The 19,475-nt window shown below is 61.1% G+C and carries 18 protein-coding genes; 6 read left to right on the forward strand and 12 right to left on the reverse strand.

What is annotated here, in order from left to right:
* Positions 1-16 precede the first annotated feature (16 nt).
* A complete protein-coding gene (gene phoR / locus AC1RT4_RS08970; RefSeq protein WP_218887987.1) occupies positions 17-1,303 on the forward strand; it encodes a phosphate regulon sensor histidine kinase PhoR in 1,287 nt (428 codons plus the stop codon).
* Between the two features lie 111 nt (positions 1,304-1,414).
* Positions 1,415-2,755 (forward strand): hemolysin family protein, encoded by a 1,341-nt coding sequence (locus AC1RT4_RS08975; protein WP_007954342.1) that lies wholly within the window; start codon positions 1,415-1,417, stop codon positions 2,753-2,755.
* Positions 2,756-2,761: 6 nt separating this feature from the next.
* Here the strand turns inward: AC1RT4_RS08975 and AC1RT4_RS08980 are convergent, their stop codons facing one another.
* The 7 genes from AC1RT4_RS08980 to AC1RT4_RS09010 form a co-directional block, all read right to left on the reverse strand.
* Positions 2,762-3,658 (reverse strand): peptidoglycan DD-metalloendopeptidase family protein, encoded by an 897-nt coding sequence (locus tag AC1RT4_RS08980; RefSeq protein ID WP_493085064.1) that lies wholly within the window; start codon positions 3,656-3,658, stop codon positions 2,762-2,764.
* Between the two features lie 207 nt (positions 3,659-3,865).
* Positions 3,866-4,822, reverse strand: coding sequence for a response regulator (locus tag AC1RT4_RS08985; RefSeq protein WP_011336612.1), 957 nt, complete (start codon positions 4,820-4,822; stop codon positions 3,866-3,868).
* A gap of 177 nt (positions 4,823-4,999) precedes the next feature.
* Positions 5,000-5,761 carry a phosphate signaling complex protein PhoU gene (gene phoU / locus AC1RT4_RS08990; RefSeq protein ID WP_007954334.1) on the reverse strand — a complete coding sequence of 254 codons (762 nt, stop codon included), beginning with the start codon at positions 5,759-5,761 and terminating at the stop codon, positions 5,000-5,002.
* A gap of 71 nt (positions 5,762-5,832) precedes the next feature.
* A complete protein-coding gene (gene pstB / locus AC1RT4_RS08995; protein ID WP_065258233.1) occupies positions 5,833-6,666 on the reverse strand; it encodes a phosphate ABC transporter ATP-binding protein PstB in 834 nt (277 codons plus the stop codon).
* Positions 6,667-6,748: 82 nt separating this feature from the next.
* Positions 6,749-8,419, reverse strand: coding sequence for a phosphate ABC transporter permease PstA (gene pstA, locus AC1RT4_RS09000; protein ID WP_074689923.1), 1,671 nt, complete (start codon positions 8,417-8,419; stop codon positions 6,749-6,751).
* Positions 8,420-8,435: 16 nt separating this feature from the next.
* Entirely contained in the window at positions 8,436-10,469 is a 2,034-nt protein-coding gene (locus AC1RT4_RS09005) for an ABC transporter permease subunit (RefSeq protein WP_230737782.1), read from the reverse strand.
* Between the two features lie 424 nt (positions 10,470-10,893).
* Entirely contained in the window at positions 10,894-11,895 is a 1,002-nt protein-coding gene (locus AC1RT4_RS09010; protein ID WP_007954316.1) for a phosphate ABC transporter substrate-binding protein PstS, read from the reverse strand.
* Positions 11,896-12,082: 187 nt separating this feature from the next.
* Between AC1RT4_RS09010 and AC1RT4_RS09015 the strand changes: the two genes are divergently transcribed.
* Positions 12,083-13,141, forward strand: a complete 1,059-nt coding sequence (locus AC1RT4_RS09015) for a helix-turn-helix domain-containing protein (protein ID WP_493085065.1) — start codon at positions 12,083-12,085, stop codon at positions 13,139-13,141.
* On the forward strand, positions 13,138-13,629 hold the full coding sequence (locus AC1RT4_RS09020) for a PIN domain-containing protein (protein WP_493085067.1): 492 nt from the start codon (positions 13,138-13,140) through the stop codon (positions 13,627-13,629). Before AC1RT4_RS09015 ends, AC1RT4_RS09020 begins: the two co-directional genes overlap by 4 nt.
* Positions 13,630-13,643: 14 nt before the next feature.
* Here the strand turns inward: AC1RT4_RS09020 and AC1RT4_RS09025 are convergent, their stop codons facing one another.
* Complete coding sequence (locus AC1RT4_RS09025) at positions 13,644-14,942, reverse strand: MFS transporter (RefSeq protein WP_102718391.1); 1,299 nt, start codon at positions 14,940-14,942, stop codon at positions 13,644-13,646.
* Positions 14,943-15,320: 378 nt separating this feature from the next.
* On the opposite strand from AC1RT4_RS09025, the gene AC1RT4_RS09030 reads away from it, so the two are divergent.
* The gene (locus AC1RT4_RS09030) at positions 15,321-15,725 is read left to right on the forward strand and encodes an acyl-CoA thioesterase (protein ID WP_003229628.1); all 405 of its coding nucleotides are present in this window, start codon (positions 15,321-15,323) and stop codon (positions 15,723-15,725) included.
* A 57-nt stretch (positions 15,726-15,782) separates the two neighbouring features.
* Positions 15,783-16,682, forward strand: coding sequence for a D-hexose-6-phosphate mutarotase (locus AC1RT4_RS09035; RefSeq protein WP_493085068.1), 900 nt, complete (start codon positions 15,783-15,785; stop codon positions 16,680-16,682).
* Positions 16,683-16,729: 47 nt separating this feature from the next.
* Here AC1RT4_RS09035 and AC1RT4_RS09040 read toward each other — a convergent pair whose 3' ends face one another.
* The 4 genes from AC1RT4_RS09040 to purE all read right to left on the reverse strand — a co-directional run bounded on the left by AC1RT4_RS09040 (position 16,730) and on the right by purE (position 19,313).
* Complete coding sequence (locus AC1RT4_RS09040; protein ID WP_027610367.1) at positions 16,730-17,266, reverse strand: DUF3299 domain-containing protein; 537 nt, start codon at positions 17,264-17,266, stop codon at positions 16,730-16,732.
* 103 nt (positions 17,267-17,369) lie between these two features.
* Positions 17,370-17,615 (reverse strand): GlsB/YeaQ/YmgE family stress response membrane protein, encoded by a 246-nt coding sequence (locus AC1RT4_RS09045; RefSeq protein ID WP_003229635.1) that lies wholly within the window; start codon positions 17,613-17,615, stop codon positions 17,370-17,372.
* A 113-nt stretch (positions 17,616-17,728) separates the two neighbouring features.
* Positions 17,729-18,811 carry a 5-(carboxyamino)imidazole ribonucleotide synthase gene (locus AC1RT4_RS09050; protein ID WP_007954299.1) on the reverse strand — a complete coding sequence of 361 codons (1,083 nt, stop codon included), beginning with the start codon at positions 18,809-18,811 and terminating at the stop codon, positions 17,729-17,731.
* Between the two features lie 10 nt (positions 18,812-18,821).
* A complete protein-coding gene (gene purE, locus AC1RT4_RS09055; RefSeq protein ID WP_007954291.1) occupies positions 18,822-19,313 on the reverse strand; it encodes a 5-(carboxyamino)imidazole ribonucleotide mutase in 492 nt (163 codons plus the stop codon).
* Positions 19,314-19,475: the final 162 nt, after the last annotated feature.

Consider the following 19,475-nt stretch of genomic DNA (forward strand, 5'->3'; position numbering starts at 1 on the left):
CACCCTGATTCGCCACATGCTGTTGCTGGTCACCGGCTGCCTGGTGATCGGCCTGATCACCGGTTATTACGGCTGGAGTCTGGCGGCGGGCCTGGGCCTGTACCTGGCCTGGACGCTCAAGCAACTGCTGCGCCTGCACGAATGGCTGCGCCTGCACCAACCCGATGAAGCACCGCCCGACGGCTACGGCCTGTGGGGTGAGGTGTTCGACAGCATCTACCACCTGCAACGCCGCGACCAACGTGTACGCGGGCGCCTGCAAGCGGTGATCGACCGCGTTCAGGAGTCCACCGCCGCGCTGAAAGACGCGGTGATCATGCTCGACAGCGACGGCAACCTGGAATGGTGGAACCGCGCCGCCGAAACCCTGCTCGGCCTCAAGACCCCGCAGGACAGCGGCCAGCCGGTGACCAACCTGGTCCGGCATCCGCGCTTCAAGGAATACTTCGAGCAGGAAAGCTACGCCGAACCGCTGGAAATCCCTTCGCCGACCAACGATCGCGTACGCATCCAGCTGTACCTCACACGCTACGGCAACAACGAACACTTGATGCTGGTGCGCGACGTCACGCGCATCCATCAGCTGGAACAGATGCGCAAAGACTTCATCGCCAACGTCTCCCATGAGCTGCGCACCCCGCTGACGGTGATCTGCGGCTACCTGGAAACCCTGCTCGACAACGTCGAGGAAGTGAACCCGCGCTGGAGCCGTGCCCTGCAGCAGATGCAGCAACAGGGCGGACGCATGCAGACCCTGCTCAACGATTTGCTGCTGCTGGCCAAACTGGAAGCCACCGATTACCCGTCGGACAACCAGCCGGTGCACATCGACACTCTGCTGCAGTCGATCAAGAGCGACGCCCAGCAGTTGTCCGGATCGAAGAATCAGCGCATCACCCTGGAAGCCGACACCAGCATTCTGCTCAAGGGCAGCGAGGCGGAACTGCGCAGTGCGTTTTCCAACCTGGTGTTCAACGCCGTCAAATACACCCCGGCCGAAGGCAATATCCGCATCCGCTGGTGGGGCGACGATCAAGGCGCGCACCTGAGCGTGCAGGATTCCGGGATCGGCATCGACAGCAAACACCTGCCGCGCCTGACCGAACGCTTCTACCGCGTCGACTCCAGCCGCAACTCCAACACCGGCGGCACGGGCCTGGGCCTGGCCATCGTCAAACACGTGCTGCTGCGCCATCGCGCACGGATGGAGATCAGCAGCGTGCCCGGTCACGGCAGCACGTTCACCTGCCATTTCGCCCCGGCGCAGGTCGCTCAGGCACGGGTCATCAGCGCCGCTGAGTAATGCCGGACTAGGCAATCGCCAGGTCAGCCGCTACATTGGCTGACTTGCGCCTGCCTTTCAGGTGCGGATTTTTCTTTCTTTCGAATCACACGGAACCCGCAAAACTCCATCATGGACCCTTCCCCTGGCTTGTCCCTCGCAACAATATTCGCCGATTTCGGCATGATTCTTTTCGCTCTGATCCTGGTTTTGCTCAACGGCTTCTTCGTTGCGGCGGAATTCGCCATGGTCAAACTGCGCTCGACCCGGGTCGAAGCCATCGCTGAGCAGCACGGCTGGCGCGGGCACATCCTGCGCACGGTGCACAGTCAGCTCGATGCTTACCTCTCGGCGTGCCAGCTCGGTATCACCCTCGCCTCCCTGGGCCTTGGCTGGGTCGGCGAGCCGGCGTTCGCGCACATCCTCGAACCGCTGCTGAGTGCGGTTGGCGTGCAGTCGGCCGAAGTCGTCAAAGGCATCTCGTTCTTCACCGCGTTCTTCATCATTTCGTACCTGCACATCGTGGTCGGCGAACTCGCACCCAAATCCTGGGCGATCCGCAAACCCGAATTGCTGTCGCTGTGGACGGCGGTGCCGCTGTACCTGTTCTACTGGGCCATGTACCCGGCGATCTACCTGCTCAACGCCAGCGCCAACACCATCCTGCGCATCGCGGGGCAAGGTGAGCCCGGCCCGCATCACGAGCACCATTACAGCCGTGAAGAACTGAAACTGATCCTGCACTCCAGCCGTGGCCAGGACCCGAGCGACCAGGGCATGCGCGTGCTGGCCTCGGCGGTGGAAATGGGCGAGCTGGAAGTGGTCGACTGGGCCAACTCCCGGGAAGACCTGATCACCCTCGAATTCAACGCCCCGCTAAAAGAAATCCTGGCGATGTTCCGTCGCCACAAGTTCAGCCGTTATCCGGTGTACGACAGCGAGCGCAAGGAATTCGTCGGCCTGCTGCACATCAAGGACCTGCTGCTGGAACTGGCGGCGCTGGATCACATTCCCGAGTCGTTCAACCTCGCCGAACTGACCCGCCCGCTGGAGCGCGTCTCCCGGCACATGCCGCTGTCGCAGTTGCTGGAACAGTTCCGCAAGGGCGGCTCGCACTTCGCCGTGGTCGAAGAGGCCGATGGCAACATCATCGGCTACCTGACCATGGAAGACGTGCTGGAAGTGCTGGTCGGCGATATCCAGGACGAACACCGCAAGGCCGAGCGCGGCATCCTCGCCTACCAGCCGGGCAAGTTGCTGGTGCGGGGCGATACGCCGCTGTTCAAGGTCGAGCGCCTGCTGGGGATCGACCTGGATCACATCGAAGCCGAAACCCTCGCCGGGCTGATCTACGAAACCCTGAAACGGGTCCCGGAAGAGGAAGAAGTGCTGGAAGTCGAAGGCCTGCGCATCATCATCAAGAAGATGAAAGGTCCGAAGATCATTCTGGCCAAGGTGCTGATGCTCGACTGACGGGGTTTACTGCTTGCCCAACGCAAAGTTGGGCAACGCCCCCAGCGGCTTATTGAACTGATACGGAATCGACACCAGCCCCATCCCGGTATTGCGCTGCACCACAAAGTGCAGGTGCGGGCCGCTGCTGTTGCCGGTGTTGCCGGACAGCGCCAGCGGGCTGCCCACCGTCACCCGCTGCCCCTCGCGCACACTCACCGATCCTTGCTTGAGATGCAGGTACACGCCCATCGTGCCGTCGTCGTGCAGTATCCGCACGAAGTTGCCGGACGGATCGTTGCCGCGCCCGTTCTGGGAATTCTCGGTCTTCACCACCACGCCGGCGCGCGCCGCAATGATCGGCGTGCCGACCGGCATGGCGATGTCCATCGCGTATTTGTTCTTCGGCCCGAAGTGGCTGTAATCGCCATTGGCGCCCTGGCTGAGGCGAAACGGCCCGCCACGCCACGGAAACGGATAGCGATAGCCCTGAGCCGCGCCAGCCGGGTCACCGAGGGAATAATGGAACTGCGGCGTATACACCAGCGGCTTGCCACCGGACACCGCCGTCAGCAGCGCCAGCCGCGTATTGCTGCGCGCCGGCAACACCCGGCGGATCGTTTGCGCCGGCGCGCCGCGCACGTTGCTCATCCCGGTAAACGCCAGCGCGACCTCGACCGGCGCGTACAGGTCGTTGCGCACGAACACCACGTCCGCGCCCTTCTGCTTCTTGATGTCGAGATAGACCTGGCGCTCGAGTCGCTCGACCATCCGGTCCTGAAACACGAACACCTGGGAGCCTTTGCTCGGACGGTCGCTGTACGAAACCACTCCGTTGGCATCGGTGGACTTGTAGATCGTCATGGCCACAGTCGAGGTGGAGGCCATGAACAGACCACAGAAAAACAGCAGGCGCAGGGGCATGGGCAAAAATTCTGTCGAGTAAGGCCTGGGAATGAGCCTAGCAGCTGAAGCAGACCAGGCTAGTCGACAGATGTTTCAAATTGGGCAGCGCGAGAGATGGGTGGTGCTTTTGATGGCCCCATCGCCAGCAGGCTGGCTCCCACAGGTTCGGTGTGAACCCCGTGTGAGCCAGCCTGCTGGCGATGGCGGACTGTCAGGCGACGAAGATCACGCACCCGGAACGAAGTGCTTCTGCGCCGTGCCGCGGGCGATCAGGCGGGAGATGTAGTCGAGCTTCTGCGCGTCCTGGTCGACGAAGCGGAAGGTCAATTGCAGCCAGTCGCTGTCGGGTTTCGGCTCGTGGGCGACGACGGCGTGCAGGTAGCCATTGAGGCGGGCGATTTCGGCGTTGTCGCCCTGCTCCAGATCGAGCACGGCGCTGTCGAGGATCTGCGGCAGGGTGTCGGTGCGTTTCACCACCAACAGCGCTTCCTTGATGCTCAGGGCCTTGATCACGCATTGCTGGGTGCCGCTCGGCAGGCGCAGTTGGCCCTGACCGCGACCACCCGCCGGAGCGCTGGAGGCTGCCGGGGCTTTCACCGGCGGGCTGTTGAGCAGGCCACGCTGTGGCGCCGCGGCAGGTGCCGGGGCTGCAGCGGCAGGCTTTGCAAACGGGTTCGCAGCAGCAGCAGCCGGTGCGGAACCGACCACGGCAGCCTTGCCGCCGGTCAACGCGCTCAAAGAGTCGTTGCCGAACGCCGAGTTCATCTTGGTCGGGGCGCTGTTCATCAGGGTGTCGAGCTTGCCGACCTTGTTCAGGGCCTGCTTGACCTTGGTCAGCAGTTGCTCGTTGGTGAACGGCTTGCTGACGTAACCGGTGACACCGGCCTGGATCGCCTGCACGACGTTTTCCTTGTCGCCCCGGCTGGTGACCATGATGAACGGCATGGTCTTGAGGTTGTCCTGCTCACGGCACCAGGTCAGCAGTTCGAGGCCGGACATTTCCGGCATTTCCCAGTCGCACAGCACCAGGTCGAAGGCTTCCTTGGCCAGCATGGCCTGGGCCTTCTTGCCGTTGATGGCGTCCTCGGTGCGGATCCCCGGGAAGTAATTACGCAGGCACTTTTTCACCAGGTCACGAATGAACGATGCATCGTCCACGACCAACACACTGATCTTGCTCATCCAACACCCCTATTAAAATCCCGGCAAGCATAACGCTGGCTGATGGCACATTGCCAAAACTCTTCAGTCACGCCGGGACTTTTCGTTCGCGGGTGCTGCTTTTTAATTCGCTTCTGCCTATGAAAAGCAGAAACAAAAACGCCCGGCCAAAGGGCCGGGCGCTTTTCTCAGGCAATCTTACTTATCGTCAGCATCGCCCGGAACATTAGCGGTTTCGCCACTTGTCCCTTCAACTTCTTCCTTCATGCGCTTGAGGCCCATGTGGCGCACATCGGTGCCGCGCACCAGGTAAATCACAAGCTCCGAGATGTTGCGCGCGTGGTCGCCGATCCGCTCCAGCGAACGCAGCACCCAGATAATGCTCAAGACCCGCGAGATAGAGCGCGGGTCTTCCATCATGTAAGTCGCCAGCTCACGCAGGGCGGTCTTGTATTCGCGGTCGATGATCTTGTCGTACTGCGCCACCGACAGCGCCAGATCGGCGTCGAAGCGGGCAAAGGCGTCCAGCGCATCACGCACCATGTTGCGCACCTGGTCGCCGATGTGGCGAACCTCGACGTAACCACGCGGCGCTTCGCCTTCTTCGCACAACTGGATCGCACGGCGGGCGATCTTGGTCGCTTCGTCGCCGATGCGCTCCAGGTCGATCACCGACTTGGAGATGCTGATGATCAGACGCAGGTCGGAGGCCGCCGGCTGACGACGGGCCAGAATGCGCAGGCATTCTTCGTCGATGTTGCGTTCCATCTGGTTGATCTGGTCGTCGATCTCGCGCACTTGCTGGGCCAGGCCCGAGTCGGCCTCGATCAGCGCGGTGACCGCGTCGTTGACCTGCTTCTCGACCAGCCCGCCCATGGCCAGCAGGTGGCTGCGCACTTCTTCCAGTTCGGCGTTGAACTGCGCGGAAATGTGATGGGTAAGGCCTTCTTTACTAATCATGTTGGCGTCCTTGGAGCGTCCGGTAAGGTGCGGCGGGCCGCAGCGTCAATTCTGTGAATAACCCGCAACTGTCAGCCGTAACGACCGGTGATGTAGTCTTCGGTCTGCTTCTTGGCCGGATTGGTGAACAGGGTATCGGTGTCGCCGAATTCCACCAGTTTGCCCATGTACATGAACGCCGTGTAGTCGGACACCCGTGCCGCCTGCTGCATGTTGTGGGTCACGATGACGATGGTGAACTTGGATTTGAGCTCGTAGATCAGCTCTTCGACTTTCAGGGTCGAGATCGGGTCGAGGGCCGAGCACGGTTCGTCGAGCAGCAGCACTTCCGGTTCCACCGCAATGGTACGGGCGATCACCAGACGCTGTTGCTGACCACCGGACAAGCCGAGGGCCGAGTCATGCAGACGGTCTTTGACTTCGTCCCACAGGGCCGCGCCTTTCAACGCCCACTCGACGGCTTCGTCGAGGATGCGCTTCTTGTTGATGCCCTGGATGCGCAGGCCGTAGACCACGTTTTCGTAGATGGTCTTCGGGAACGGGTTAGGCTTCTGGAACACCATGCCGACCCGACGACGCAGCTCGGCCACGTCTTCGCCCTTGCGGTAGATGTTGTTGCCGTACAGGTTGATCGCGCCTTCGACGCGGCAGCCGTCTACCAGGTCGTTCATGCGGTTGAAGGTGCGCAGCAGCGTGGACTTGCCGCAGCCGGACGGGCCGATGAAGGCGGTAACGCGCTGTTTCGGGATGTTCATGCTGACGTCGTACAGCGCTTGTTTCTCGCCGTAGAACAGGCTCAGGCCCGGCACTTCGATGGCCACGGTTTCCTGCTCGAGGTTCAGGCTCTGCTTGTCGCGGCCCAGGGCAGACATGTTGATGCCGTGGGTATGTGTTTCGTGCTGCATGGGAGATCCCCTGTGCTAACAAATTCGGTTCGGTTGGCTGCCGGAATCTAGACCGACAGCCCTTCAATTCTTGTGACGGCGATCAGCTGTCCAGCGCCTTGTACTTCTCGCGCAGGTGGTTACGGATGTACACCGCCGACAGGTTCAGGGTGGCGATCACCAGCACCAGCAACAGCGCCGTGGCGTACACCAGCGGCCGCGCGGCCTCGACGTTCGGGCTCTGGAAGCCGACGTCGTAGATGTGGAAGCCCAGGTGCATGATCTTCTGATCCAGGTGCAGATACGGGTAGTTGCCGTCCACCGGCAGCGACGGCGCCAGTTTCACCACACCCACCAGCATCAGCGGCGCCACTTCACCGGCGGCGCGAGCCACGGCGAGGATCATGCCGGTCATCATGGCCGGACTGGCCATCGGCAGAACGATCTTCCACAGGGTTTCAGCCTTGGTCGCGCCGAGGGCCAGCGAGCCTTCACGCACGGTGCGCGGGATACGCGCCAGACCTTCCTCGGTGGCCACGATCACCACCGGCACCGCCAGCAGCGCCAGGGTCAACGAAGCCCAGAGCAGACCCGGCGTACCGAAGGTCGGTGCCGGCAGCGCTTCAGGGAAGAACAGACGGTCGAGCGAGCCACCCAGCACGTAGACGAAGAAGCCCAGACCGAACACGCCGTAAACAATCGCCGGAACACCCGCCAGGTTGTTCACCGCGATCCGGATAACCCGGGTCAGGGTGTTCTGCTTGGCGTATTCACGCAGGTACACCGCCGCCAGCACACCGAACGGGGTCACGATCATCGCCATGATCAGGGTCATCATCACGGTGCCGAAGATCGCCGGGAAAATCCCGCCTTCGGTGTTCGCTTCACGCGGGTCGTCGGAGAGGAATTCCCAGACCTTGCTGAAGTAGAAACCGATCTTGGTGAACGTCCCCATCGCGTTCGGCTGGTAGGCGTGAACCACTTTGCCCAGGCCGATTTCGATTTCCTTGCCGTTCGCGTCACGGGCCGTCAGCGCGTCACGGTTGAACTGCGCATGCAGGTCGGCCAGACGGGCTTCGATGTCCTGATAGCGGGCGTTCAGCTCGGCGCGCTCGGACTCCATGTCCGCTTGCGCGGTGGCGTCGAGCTTGCCTTCCAGCTCCAGCTTGCGACCGTGCAGACGGATGCGCTCGAGGCCGGCGTTGATCGCGCCGATGTCGGTTTTTTCCAGCGACTTGAGCTGCGAGGCGAGGCCGTTCACACGGTTGATCCGCGCTTGCAGCTCAGGCCAGGCGGCTTCGCCTTCGGCGATCACCTTGCCGTCCTGTTTGACGTTGACCAGGTAGCCGTAGAAGTTGCCCCACTCACGACGCTCCAGCGCCATCAGTTCCACCGGCGTGGTCTGGTTGGTCAGCCACTCGCCGACGATCCAGGTGAAGTCGTTGCCGTTCAGGTCACGGTTGCCTACCTTGATCAGCTCGCGAGTCATGAATTCCGGACCTTCGTCCGGCACCGGCAGGCCGGCGCTCTTCAGACGGGCGCGTGGCACTTCTTCTTTCTGTACGACTTCGCCCACGACCAGATGCTGGCCCTGGCCCGGTACGTCATAGCTGGCGTGGATCAGATCCGCCGGCCAGAAGTGACCCAGACCGCGCACGGCGATCACCGCCAGCAGGCCAATGGTCATGATGACCGCGATGGACACCGCGCCGCCGCTGATCCAGACGCCGGGGGCGCCGCTCTTGAACCATCCTTTCAGGGAGTTCTGTTTCACAGACTTCTACCTTTGCTTAAAGCGACGAGTATTTCTTGCGCAGACGCTGACGAATCAGTTCCGCGAGGGTGTTCATGACGAAGGTGAACAACAGCAGCACCAGCGCCGAGAGGAACAGCACGCGGTAGTGGCTGCCGCCGACTTCCGACTCCGGCATTTCCACCGCGACGTTGGCGGCCAGGGTGCGCAGGCCTTCGAACAGGTTCATTTCCATGACCGGGGTGTTGCCGGTGGCCATCAGCACGATCATGGTTTCGCCGACTGCACGGCCCATGCCGATCATCAGCGCCGAGAAGATGCCCGGGCTGGCGGTCAGGATCACCACGCGAGTCATGGTCTGCCACGGCGTGGCACCGAGGGCCAGCGAGCCCAGGGTCAGGCCGCGCGGCACGCTGAAGACGGCGTCTTCGGCGATCGAGTAGATGTTCGGGATCACCGCAAAACCCATGGCCAGACCGACCACCAGTGCGTTGCGCTGGTCGTAGGTGATGCCCAGGTCGTGGGAGATCCACATGCGCATGTCACCGCCGAAGAACCAGTTCTCCATGAACGGGCTCATGTACAGCGACAGCCAGCCCACGAACAGGATCACCGGAATCAGCAGCGCACTTTCCCAGCCATCCGGGACCTTCAGGCGGATCGATTCAGGCAGGCGGCTGAAGGTGAAACCGGCGATCAGGATGCCGATCGGCAGCAGCATCAGCAGGCTGAAGATGCCCGGCAGGTGCCCTTCCACATACGGTGCGAGGAACAGGCCGGCGAAGAAGCCGAGGATCACCGTCGGCATCGCTTCCATCAGCTCGATCACCGGTTTGACCTTGCGGCGCATGCCCGGGGCCATGAAGTACGCGGTGTAGATCGCAGCGGCGACGGCCAGCGGAGCAGCCAGCAGCATCGCGTAGAACGCGGCTTTCAGGGTGCCGAAGGTCAGTGGCGACAGGCTCAGTTTCGGTTCGAAATCAGTGTTGGCCGCAGTCGATTGCCAGACGTATTTAGGCTCGTCGTAGTTCTCGTACCAGACCTTGCTCCACAGTGCGCTCCACGAGACTTCCGGGTGCGGGTTGTCGAGCAGCAACGGTTGCAGCTTGCCGCCGGCTTCGACGATCACGCGGTTGGCGCGCGGCGACAGGCCGAACAGACCCTGGCCTTCGACGACTTGATCGACCAGCAAGGTGCGGTGCGCGGTGCTGTGGAACACGCCGAGCTTGCCGCTGGCATCCAGGGCCAGGAAGCCCTTGCGACGCTCTTCGGCGGAAATTTCAACGATCGGCGTGGTGCCCATCTGGAAGGTGCGGATCTGCTTCAGGCGCAGCTCGCCATCGGTGTCGCGGGCCATGAACCACTGGGCCAGGCCACCTTTGGAGTCACCGACGATCAGCGAGATGCCGCCCACCAGTTGCGTGGCGGCGGTGACTTCGGCTTCGCCGTTTTCCAGCAGTTTGTAGCGACCGTTGAGGCTCTTGTCGCGCAGGCTGAACACGTCGGCCTGGGCACGCCCGTTGACCACGTACAGCCACTGCTGGCGCGGGTCGACGAAGATGTTTTTCACCGGCTCGGTCATCTGCGGCAGATCGATACGCTTCTGCTCGTTGGTGACTTCGCCGGTCATCATGTTTTCTTCGCTGGTCAGCGACAGCACATTGAGTTGCGAACCGGTGGAACCGACCAGCATCAGGGTCGAATCGGTAGCGTTGAGGCTGACGTGCTCCAGCGCACCGCCGCTTTCGTTCAGCGCGATCGGTGCATCGCCGTACGGATACTCGATGGCCGGGGTGATGGTTTTCTTGCCATCCGGGTAGCTGACTTTATAAGTGTGACGGAACACCAGCGCCTGACCGTTGGACAGGCCCACGGCCACCAGCGGATGGCCCGGCTGGTCTTCGCCGATGGAGGTCACACTGGCGCCTGCCGGCAAAGGCAGATCGACGCGCTTCAATTCAGCGCCACTGTCGATGTCGAAGAACAGCGCCTGGCCCTTGTCGGAAACGCGCATCGCCACCTGATTCTGCTCTTCGAGCGAAATCATCAGCGGCTTGCCGGCGTCCTGCATCCAGGCTGGAGTGATCGAGTCTTTCGCGGTCAGGTCGGCACCCTGAAACAGCGGCGCAACGACGTAGGCGAGGAAGAAGAAGATCAGGGTGATGGCTGCCAGCACCGCCAGACCGCCGACGAGGACGTACCAGCGGGTGAAGCGATCCTTGAGCGCGCGAATGCGGCGCTTGCGTTGCAACTCAGGCGTATTGAAGTCAATGCGCTTGGGAGGGTTCGTAGTCATTTTGGAATTGGCCAGATCATTCATGCGCACACCCTAGCGATCCTGTATGACAGAAAGATGACAATGCAGTGACGCACCAAATCCGCCGCCAGCAGGGCACTGGCAGTGGATAGAAGAATTCGGGGAGTGTGGGGGCCGGGCCGCTTGCGGGCCGGGCCCCACACGTGAGTCAGGCGGGGTTCACCCCTGACTCAGTTTGTTACTTTTTTGCGACTTCAGCGCCGCCTTCCTGCAGACCCAGGTCAGCCAGTGCTTTTGCAGCAACCTTGGCTGGCAGTGGGATGTAGCCGTCTTTCACTACCACTTCCTGGCCCTGTTTCGACAGAACCAGTTTCACGAACTCGGCTTCCAGCGGGGCCAGAGGCTTGTTCGGGGCTTTGTTGACGTACACGTACAGGAAACGCGACAGCGGGTACTTGCCGTTCAGGGCGTTTTCTTCGGTGTCTTCGATGAAGTCAGTGCTGCCTTTCTTCGAGAGAGCAACGGTTTTCACGCTGGCGGTCTTGTAGCCGATGCCCGAGTAACCGATGCCGTTCAGCGAGGAGCTGATCGACTGCACGACCGAAGCCGAGCCTGGTTGTTCGTTGACGTTAGGCTTGTAGTCACCTTTGCACAGGGCTTCTTCCTTGAAGTAGCCGTAGGTGCCGGATACCGAGTTACGGCCGAACAGTTGAACCGGCTTGTTGGCCAGGTCGCCGGTCACGCCCAGGTCGCCCCAGGTTTTCACGTCGGTCTTGGCGCCGCACAGACGGGTGGACGAGAAGATCGCGTCAACCTGTTCCATGGTCAGGTGCTGGATCGGGTTGTCCTTGTGAACGAAAACAGCCAGGGCGTCCACGGCAACCGGGATAGCGGTTGGCTTGTAGCCGTATTTCTGTTCGAAGGCCGCCAGTTCGGTGTCCTTCATCTTGCGGCTCATCGGGCCCAGGTTGGAGGTGCCTTCAGTCAGCGCAGGTGGCGCAGTGGCGGAGCCAGCGGCCTGAATCTGGATGTTTACGTTCGGGTATTCTTTTTTGTAGTTCTCAGCCCAGAGGGTCATGAGGTTGGCCAGGGTATCGGAGCCGACGCTGGACAGGTTGCCCGACACACCAGTGGTCTTGGTGTAGCTCGGGATAGCAGGGTCAACAGCGGCAACCGCGTTGGCAGTCGCAACGCCAGCAGCGACAAAAGTCATTGCCGCCATCAAACGCTTCAGTTTCATGCCTTACTCCTAGCAGATAGGGTGTGTTAAGTCGGGGCCAAGTATCAGCAGGCCGTGTGAACACTCTATGGCTGAAATATGACAATTGGATGAAAGGCCAGCATCCGAGGTGTCACAAAAAATGAATTCCGCAGCAGGTTGACAAATCGAATCCAAAAGATAGCCTTGTCAACCACGAGAGGAACTCATGATAAACGACCGAATTCGCCGCGCCCGCCTGCAACGAGGCCTCACCCTAGAGGGTCTGGCGGCCCAGCTTGGCGATATCACCAAACAAGCGTTGAGCAAATATGAGAAAGGGTTGAGCACTCCAAACTCTTCTCGCCTGCTGCAACTGGCCAAGGCACTTCAGGTCAGTCCCGAATATTTTTTCCGCGCGGAGGTTATTCCTCTGGCACCTCTTGAGTTTCGAAAGCTGGCCAGAATGCCCAAGTATCGCCAAGCTCAAGTTGAAGAAAAAATTCGGGACCATCTCGAGCGCTACATTTCACTTGAGCAATGTTTCGATCCAGCAGATATCCAGACCCCTACCACCCCCGCACAGATGCTCCCGGTTTCAACCCTCGAAGAGGCTGAGCTCGCAGCCGAGAAGCTTCGCCAGTTTTGGGAAATCGGTAGCGATCCTATCGCCAATCTGACTGAGCAACTGGAAGAGCACAGCATCAAAGTTGCAATGCTGAACGGCCCAGATGATTTCGATGGCGCTTGTGCTGCTACCGGTGACGGCGAACATGTACTCATTGCTTTGAATGCTGACCGTCCAGGTGAGCGAATCCGATTTACGGCTGCTCATGAGCTCGGCCATTGGGTTATGGCGTTACCTGAAGACATGCCGGAGAGAGACAAAGAAAACTGTTGTCACCGCTTTGCCGGCGCATTTCTCTACCCCGCCAAAAGCGTAACCAGCGACTTCGGCAGCCATCCCCGGTCCAGAGTCCATCCACGAGAGCTACTGATCGCCAAACGCCAATACGGAATATCGATGCACGCTGCGTTGAGACGCCTGAAGGATCTGAAGCTACTTAGCGAAAGTGGCTACAAATCCCTCACTATCCAATTCAGTGCCAACGGCTGGCGCAAAGCAGAGCCCGAACCTATGCCGTGCAAACCGCCCCAGCGCTTTGATTCGCTGGTGTTCTGGGGATTGGCGGAAGGATTGATCACCAAGTCGCGGGCTGCTGAACTCCTGCGCAAACCAGTGAGCGCACTTGACCCCAATTTCTTGGGCTCACTGGAGAGTGCATGAGTCTGATCTATATCAGTGATACAAATATCTGGATCGACTTCAGAAATGCCGGATTGCTGGAGCAGATGTTCAGCTTGCCGTTTACGCTGTGTTGCACTGACTTCGTAATGTACGAACTCGACGACTTTTCACACGACGAGCTGCTCGACCGAGGGTTGATTGTCGAATCGTTCGATGAGGCAGGTGTAATAAGATTGTCGGGGCTGAGGATCGAGCACAACAACAGCTCTTTAGCCGACGTCTCCTGCTACTTGCTTGCGCAGGAAACGGGCCGTCCTTTACTCACCGGAGATGGCAGGTTGCGCCGTCAGGCCCAAAGAGATGGGTTAGAGGTACACGGCGCGCTATGGCTGCTCGATTTAATGGTAGAGCACCAAGTCATCGACGAGACAGAAGCTGCAAATGCTTTGGCTCACATGCTCGAACACGGTGCTCGCCTGCCAATTGGCGAGTGTGAAACAAGGCTTTCGCGCTGGCGAAAGCCCTGAGTTCTGGAACTAAATCAGCGTCCCTTCTTCCACAACCACGCGCCGACCAGGATCCCCATCCCGCACAGCACCGCCACATAGTAGGCAGGCCCCATCGCGCTTTCTTTCAGCAGCAGGCTGACCACCATTGGGGTCAGGCCGCCGAAGATCGCGTAGGCGACGTTATAAGAGAAGGACAGACCGCTGAAGCGCACCACCGGCGGGAACGCTTTCACCATGACATAAGGCACCGCGCCGATGGTGCCGACCAGAAAACCGGTCAACGCATACAGCGGGAACAGCCAGTTCGGGTGATCGGCGAGGCTGTGATAGAAGGTCCAGGAACTGGCCAGCAAGCCCAGGCAGCCGAACACGAACACGCGACCGGCACCAAAGCGATCGGCCAGCGCGCCGGAAATGATGCAGCCCAGACTAAGGAATACGATCGCCAGGCTGTTGGATTGCAGCGCGGTGGTCGGCGAGAAGTGATAGACCGTCTGCAACACGGTCGGGGTCATCAGGATCACTACGACGATACCGGCGGACAGCAGCCAGGTCAGCAGCATCGACACCGCAATCGCCCCGCGATGGTCACGCAGCACGGCGCGCAGCGGCACTTCTTCGGCCAGCGCCTTGCGCTGTTGCAGTTCGGCGAACACCGGAGTTTCGTGCAGCCAGCGACGCAGGTAGACCGAAAACAGACCGAACACGCCGCCGAGCAGGAACGGGATCCGCCAGGCGTAATCCGAAACTTCCGTGGGCGTATAAATGCTGTTGATCGCGGTGGCGACCAGCGAGCCGAGCAGGATGCCCGCCGTCAGGCCGCTGGTCAGGGTGCCGCAGGCGTAGCCGATGTGCTTGCCGGGCACGTGTTCGGAAACGAAGACCCACGCCCCCGGAACCTCGCCGCCAATCGCTGCGCCCTGGATGACGCGCATCAACAGCAGCAGGATCGGCGCCCACATGCCGATCTGCGCGTAGGTCGGCAGCAGGCCCATGATCAGGGTCGGCACCGCCATCATGAAAATGCTCAGGGTGAACATCTTCTTGCGCCCCAGCAGGTCGCCGAAGTGCGCCATCACGATCCCGCCCAGCGGCCGCGCGAGGTAGCCGGCGGCGAAGATGCCGAAGGTCTGCATCAGACGCAGCCACTCGGGCATGTCGGCCGGGAAGAACAATTTGCCGACCACGGTGGCAAAGAACACGAAGATGATGAAATCGTAAAACTCCAGCGCGCCCCCCAGGGCCGATAGCGACAGAGTCTTGTAGTCATTGCGGGTCAACGGTCGTGCGGGTTGGTCGGGCTGCGCGAGGCTCGAGGGCGCTGTGGTCATGGCAAGGTCTTCTCTTATAGTCGGATCTGCCGCCACAACAACGCTGGCTGTGGCTCGGGCAGGTTCGGCACCATAGCAAATTGTTCGAAAAAGCACATAGAGGCGCGTATTTGCCGGTCGAAATCAGAACCGGACGGTCGTCGCGGAGTCTACCGACCGATATACTCGCAACCTTGCTCCGGTTTGTAAGGGGTTGCTGTGCGAAAACGTCGTTGGCCCGACCCTTGCTCGGGATTAGCCGGTTTCGCAGAGTTTCTCCTTAGGCGCCTGATGGAAAACGTGACGAACGTAGTATGTTCGGTGCTGAATCGTTTTTCCCGAAGACGGCTACCACCAGCAATACCCAACGAAGAGTCACGGGTCAGAGGCACCCCCGGCATGATAGAGCTCGAACAAGAAGATCCGATCCCGCAAGGCGACCTGGCCCTGCAAATCACCGCGCTTCCCCGCGAAACCAACGGCTTCGGCGATATTTTCGGCGGCTGGCTGGTGGCGCAGATGGACCTGGCCGGCACTGCCATGGCCAGCCGTGTTGCTGGTGGCCGTGTTGCGACCGTCGCCATCGATCGCATGGCGTTTCTGGTGCCGGTGGCTGTCGGCGCGCAATTGTCCTTTTATACCCAGACCCTGGAAATCGGCCGCAGCTCGATCCAGATGATGGTCGAGGTGTGGAGCGACGATCCGCTGTCCAGCGAGTGGCGTAAAGTGACCGAAGCGGTGTTCGTGTTCGTTGCCATCGATGGCAGCGGTCGCACCCGTTCGGTTCCGCCACGCGCACGTTAAACCTCGCGGCCGTTTCACGGTCGATAGTCGTCCAAGTTGCTGATCGAGAGTTGTCCCATGAACACGCCCAACGTTGAAGCCGTGAAACTGGATGAACTGAACTGCTGGCGCATCCGCCACGGTCAGGCCGAAGTGCTGGTGGCCCAGCAAGGCGCGCACATCCTCAGTTATCAGGTGGACGGCCAGCCGCCGGTGATCTGGCTGAACGACAAGGCCGTGTTCAAGACCGGCAAGAGCATCCGCGCCGGCGTGCCGGTGTGCTGGCCGTGGTTCGGCGTCTTCGCCCGCAACCCGCAGAGCGTGCAGGCGATGCGCGTCAGCGAAGAACCGGCCGCCGCCCACGGGTTTGTCCGGGCGATGGATTGGGAACTGGGCGGCATCGAAACCGAAGGTGAAAGCCTGAAGGTGGAGTTCACCCTGCCCTACCCCGAAGGCGGTTTTCCGGGCTGGCCGCATCAGGTCGACCTGACCCTGACCCTGCGCCTCGACGATCAGTTGCACATCAGCCTGACCAGCCACAACCGTGGTGCCGACACCGTCAGCATCAGTCAGGCATTGCACAGCTATTTCGCGGTCAGCGATGTGCGCAACGTGCGTGTCGAAGGCGTGGATGGCCTGGATTACATCGAAACCCTGGACGACTGGAAGACTCACACCCAGCAAGGCGACCTGCGTTTTGCCGGGGAGACCGACCGCATCTACCTCGACGCTCCACCGCAACTGAGCATCGTCGACCCGGCCTGGGAACGGCGCATCGTGCTGACCGCCAGCGGTTCACGCACGGCGGTGATCTGGAACCCGTGGATCGACCGCGCCGCCGCGTTCAGCGACATGGACAACGACGGTTGGCAGCGCATGCTCTGCATCGAGACGGCGAACGTCATGAACGACGTGGTGAACCTGGCACCGGATGCCAGCCACACCATGGGGGTCAGCGTCGGCAGCCAGCCGCTCTGAAAACAAAAAACGCAGCCCTGAGGCTGCGTTTTTTTTGCGGCTCGGAATTACAGATCCGATTCCTGCACCACCCGCACCTTGTCTGCTTCCAGCGCATACGCCGCGTCGGCGAGATCATTGCTGACCTTCTCGATCTTCAGCGTGCCGGTCACCCACAGCGGCGTGTAGATGTCATCCAGCTTCAAACCTTTGGGATAGCGCACCAGCACCAGTTGATTCGGCGGCGGTGGCGGCACATGGATGCACGCGCCCGGGTACGGCACGAGGAAGAACAGCGTGCTGCGACCCTTGGCGTCGGACTCCAGCGGCACCGGATAACCACCGATGCGGATGTGCTTGTCGTTCATCGACGCCACGGTCTTGGTCGAATACATCACCGCCGGCAAACCCTTGGCCTGCTTCATCCCGCCTTTCTCGGTGAAGGTGCCGGTGGCTTCCGGGGAGTTGTGATCGATTTCAGGCATGGCCTCGAGGGCTTTCTGGTCCGACTTGGGCATCAGTTCCAGCCAGTCGGTTTCCGGCAGTTCGCCGGCGTGGGCCAGACCGCTGCCCAGCAAAAGGAGAGTCAACAGAAGACGGCGCATGAAGGTGCTCGGTAAAGGATGCTCGAATAAGGAGGGAACGCTGAATCGCCGAGCATTCTAGCCCTCCCCGCCGGATTGGCAGAGAGGGCTTTGTCGCTTTGGATCAGTTCTTTTTGATCAGGCCGTAGATCACCAGCAGCACGATCGCGCCGACCAGCGCGCCGATGAAGCCCGCGCCCTGACCCGCCTGATAGATGCCCAGGGCCTGGCCGCCGTAAGTGGCTGCCAGCGAACCGCCGATACCGAGCAGGATGGTCATGATCCAGCCCATGCTGTCATCGCCCGGTTTCAGGAACCGCGCCAGCAGGCCGACGATGAGGCCGATAAAGATGGTTCCGATAATTCCCATGGCATTTCCCTCTGAATAGTAGATATGCGATGAAGCCTAGTCAGACTTTCGCATCCTGCCATGAGAGAACGGCGGCCCCTTAATGGTTCCGCCGCTGCCAGATGAAACTGTCGTTACTCGGCGATCAGCGCTTCGACCTTGAGGATCTGCTGCTCGAGGGTCGCCTTGTCCTTGCAGCGCAGGTTGGCGTGACCGACCTTGCGCCCGGCCTTGAAGGCCTTGCCGTAGTGATGCAGGTGGCAATCGTCGATGGCAATGACCTTTTCAACCGGTGGAACAACGCCGATGAAGTTGAGCATCGCGCTCTCGCCGACCTTGGCGGTCGAACCCAGCGGCAGACCGGCAACGGCCCGCAGGTGGTTTTCGAACTGGCTGCACTCGGCGCCTTCGGTGGTCCAGTGCCCGGAATTGTGCACGCGCGGGGCGATTTCGTTGGCCTTGAGGCCACCGTCGACTTCAAAGAACTCGAACGCCATCACGCCGACGTAGTTCAGCTGCTTGAGCACGCGGCTGGAATAGTCTTCGGCCAGGGCCTGCAACGGGTGATCGGTGCTTGCGACCGACAGTTTGAGGATGCCGCTGTCGTGGGTGTTGTGCACCAATGGATAGAACTTCGTCTCGCCATCACGGGCGCGCACGGCGATCAGCGACACTTCACCGGTGAACGGCACGAAGCCCTCCAGCAGGCAGGCCACGCTGCCCAGCTCGGCGAACGTCCCGACCACGTCTTCCGGCTTGCGCAGGACTTTCTGGCCCTTGCCGTCGTAACCCAAGGTGCGGGTTTTCAGCACGGCCGGAAGGCCGATCGACGCGACGGCAGCGTCCAGGTCGGCTTGCGACTGGATGTCGGCGAACGCCGGGGTCGGAATCCCCAGGTCCTTGAACATGCTCTTCTCGAACCAGCGGTCGCGAGCGATGCGCAGGGCTTCGGCGCTCGGGTAGACCGGGACGAATTGCGAAAGGAACGCCACGGTTTCTGCCGGGACGCTTTCGAACTCGAAAGTCACCAGATCGACTTCATCGGCCAACTGGCGCAGATGATCCTGATCGCCGTAATCGGCCCGCAGGTGTTCGCCCAACGCAGCGGCGCAAGCGTCCGGCGCAGGGTCGAGGAAAGCGAAGTTCATGCCCAGCGGGGTGCCCGCCAGGGCCAACATGCGACCCAACTGGCCGCCACCGATTACACCGATCTTCATCTCAACAACCTCAGGCAATACGTGGGTCTGGATTGTCCAGGACGCTGTCTGTCTGCTCGGCACGGAAGGTTTTCAGTACCGCGTGGAATTGTGGATGCTTGGCGCCCAGGATGCTCGCCGACAGCAGCGCTGCGTTGATCGCACCGGCCTTGCCAATGGCCAGGGTGGCAACCGGAATACCGGCCGGCATCTGCACGATCGACAGCAGCGAATCGACGCCCGAGAGCATGGCCGACTGCACCGGCACGCCCAGCACCGGCAGGTGGGTCTTGGCCGCACACATGCCTGGCAGGTGGGCTGCGCCACCGGCACCGGCGATGATCACCTCGATGCCGCGGCCTTCAGCCTCTTCGGCGTACTGGAACAGCAGATCCGGGGTGCGGTGGGCGGAAACCACCTTGACCTCGTAAGGGATGCCGAGCTTTTCCAGCATATCGGCGGTGTGGCTAAGGGTGGACCAATCGGACTTGGAGCCCATGATCACGCCAACCAGTGCACTCATCGTCGCGCCTCTTCTCTCTGGGCGCCCGCAGGCGCGTCAAAAACAACAAGCCACGCAGGATGCGTGGCTTGTTGTAGGAAAAATGGCCGGACGAACCGGCCGAAGGCCGCGCAGTATACCGCAAAGAAAGCAATAAACAGCCCCCGTTGCGACCATCTGTCA

This window comes from Pseudomonas sp. GW821-FHT11D10, from assembly GCF_058808435.1.

Excerpts from the sequence above, each read along its gene's own strand:
- phoR (WP_218887987.1), top strand. The coding sequence starts at position 17 with ATGCTGTTGCTGGTCACCGGCTGCCTGGTGATCGGCCTGATCACCGGT.
- AC1RT4_RS08975 (WP_007954342.1), top strand. The coding sequence starts at position 1,415 with ATGGACCCTTCCCCTGGCTTGTCCCTCGCAACAATATTCGCCGATTTC.
- AC1RT4_RS08980 (WP_493085064.1), bottom strand. The coding sequence starts at position 3,658 with ATGCCCCTGCGCCTGCTGTTTTTCTGTGGTCTGTTCATGGCCTCCACC.
- AC1RT4_RS08985 (WP_011336612.1), bottom strand. The coding sequence starts at position 4,822 with ATGAGCAAGATCAGTGTGTTGGTCGTGGACGATGCATCGTTCATTCGT.
- phoU (WP_007954334.1), bottom strand. The coding sequence starts at position 5,761 with ATGATTAGTAAAGAAGGCCTTACCCATCACATTTCCGCGCAGTTCAAC.
- pstB (WP_065258233.1), bottom strand. The coding sequence starts at position 6,666 with ATGCAGCACGAAACACATACCCACGGCATCAACATGTCTGCCCTGGGC.
- AC1RT4_RS09005 (WP_230737782.1), bottom strand. The coding sequence starts at position 10,469 with ATGCAGGACGCCGGCAAGCCGCTGATGATTTCGCTCGAAGAGCAGAAT.
- AC1RT4_RS09010 (WP_007954316.1), bottom strand. The coding sequence starts at position 11,895 with ATGAAACTGAAGCGTTTGATGGCGGCAATGACTTTTGTCGCTGCTGGC.
- AC1RT4_RS09015 (WP_493085065.1), top strand. The coding sequence starts at position 12,083 with ATGATAAACGACCGAATTCGCCGCGCCCGCCTGCAACGAGGCCTCACC.
- AC1RT4_RS09020 (WP_493085067.1), top strand. The coding sequence starts at position 13,138 with ATGAGTCTGATCTATATCAGTGATACAAATATCTGGATCGACTTCAGA.
- AC1RT4_RS09025 (WP_102718391.1), bottom strand. The coding sequence starts at position 14,942 with ATGACCACAGCGCCCTCGAGCCTCGCGCAGCCCGACCAACCCGCACGA.
- AC1RT4_RS09030 (WP_003229628.1), top strand. The coding sequence starts at position 15,321 with ATGATAGAGCTCGAACAAGAAGATCCGATCCCGCAAGGCGACCTGGCC.
- AC1RT4_RS09035 (WP_493085068.1), top strand. The coding sequence starts at position 15,783 with ATGAACACGCCCAACGTTGAAGCCGTGAAACTGGATGAACTGAACTGC.
- AC1RT4_RS09040 (WP_027610367.1), bottom strand. The coding sequence starts at position 17,266 with ATGCGCCGTCTTCTGTTGACTCTCCTTTTGCTGGGCAGCGGTCTGGCC.
- AC1RT4_RS09045 (WP_003229635.1), bottom strand. The coding sequence starts at position 17,615 with ATGGGAATTATCGGAACCATCTTTATCGGCCTCATCGTCGGCCTGCTG.
- AC1RT4_RS09050 (WP_007954299.1), bottom strand. The coding sequence starts at position 18,811 with ATGAAGATCGGTGTAATCGGTGGCGGCCAGTTGGGTCGCATGTTGGCC.
- purE (WP_007954291.1), bottom strand. The coding sequence starts at position 19,313 with ATGAGTGCACTGGTTGGCGTGATCATGGGCTCCAAGTCCGATTGGTCC.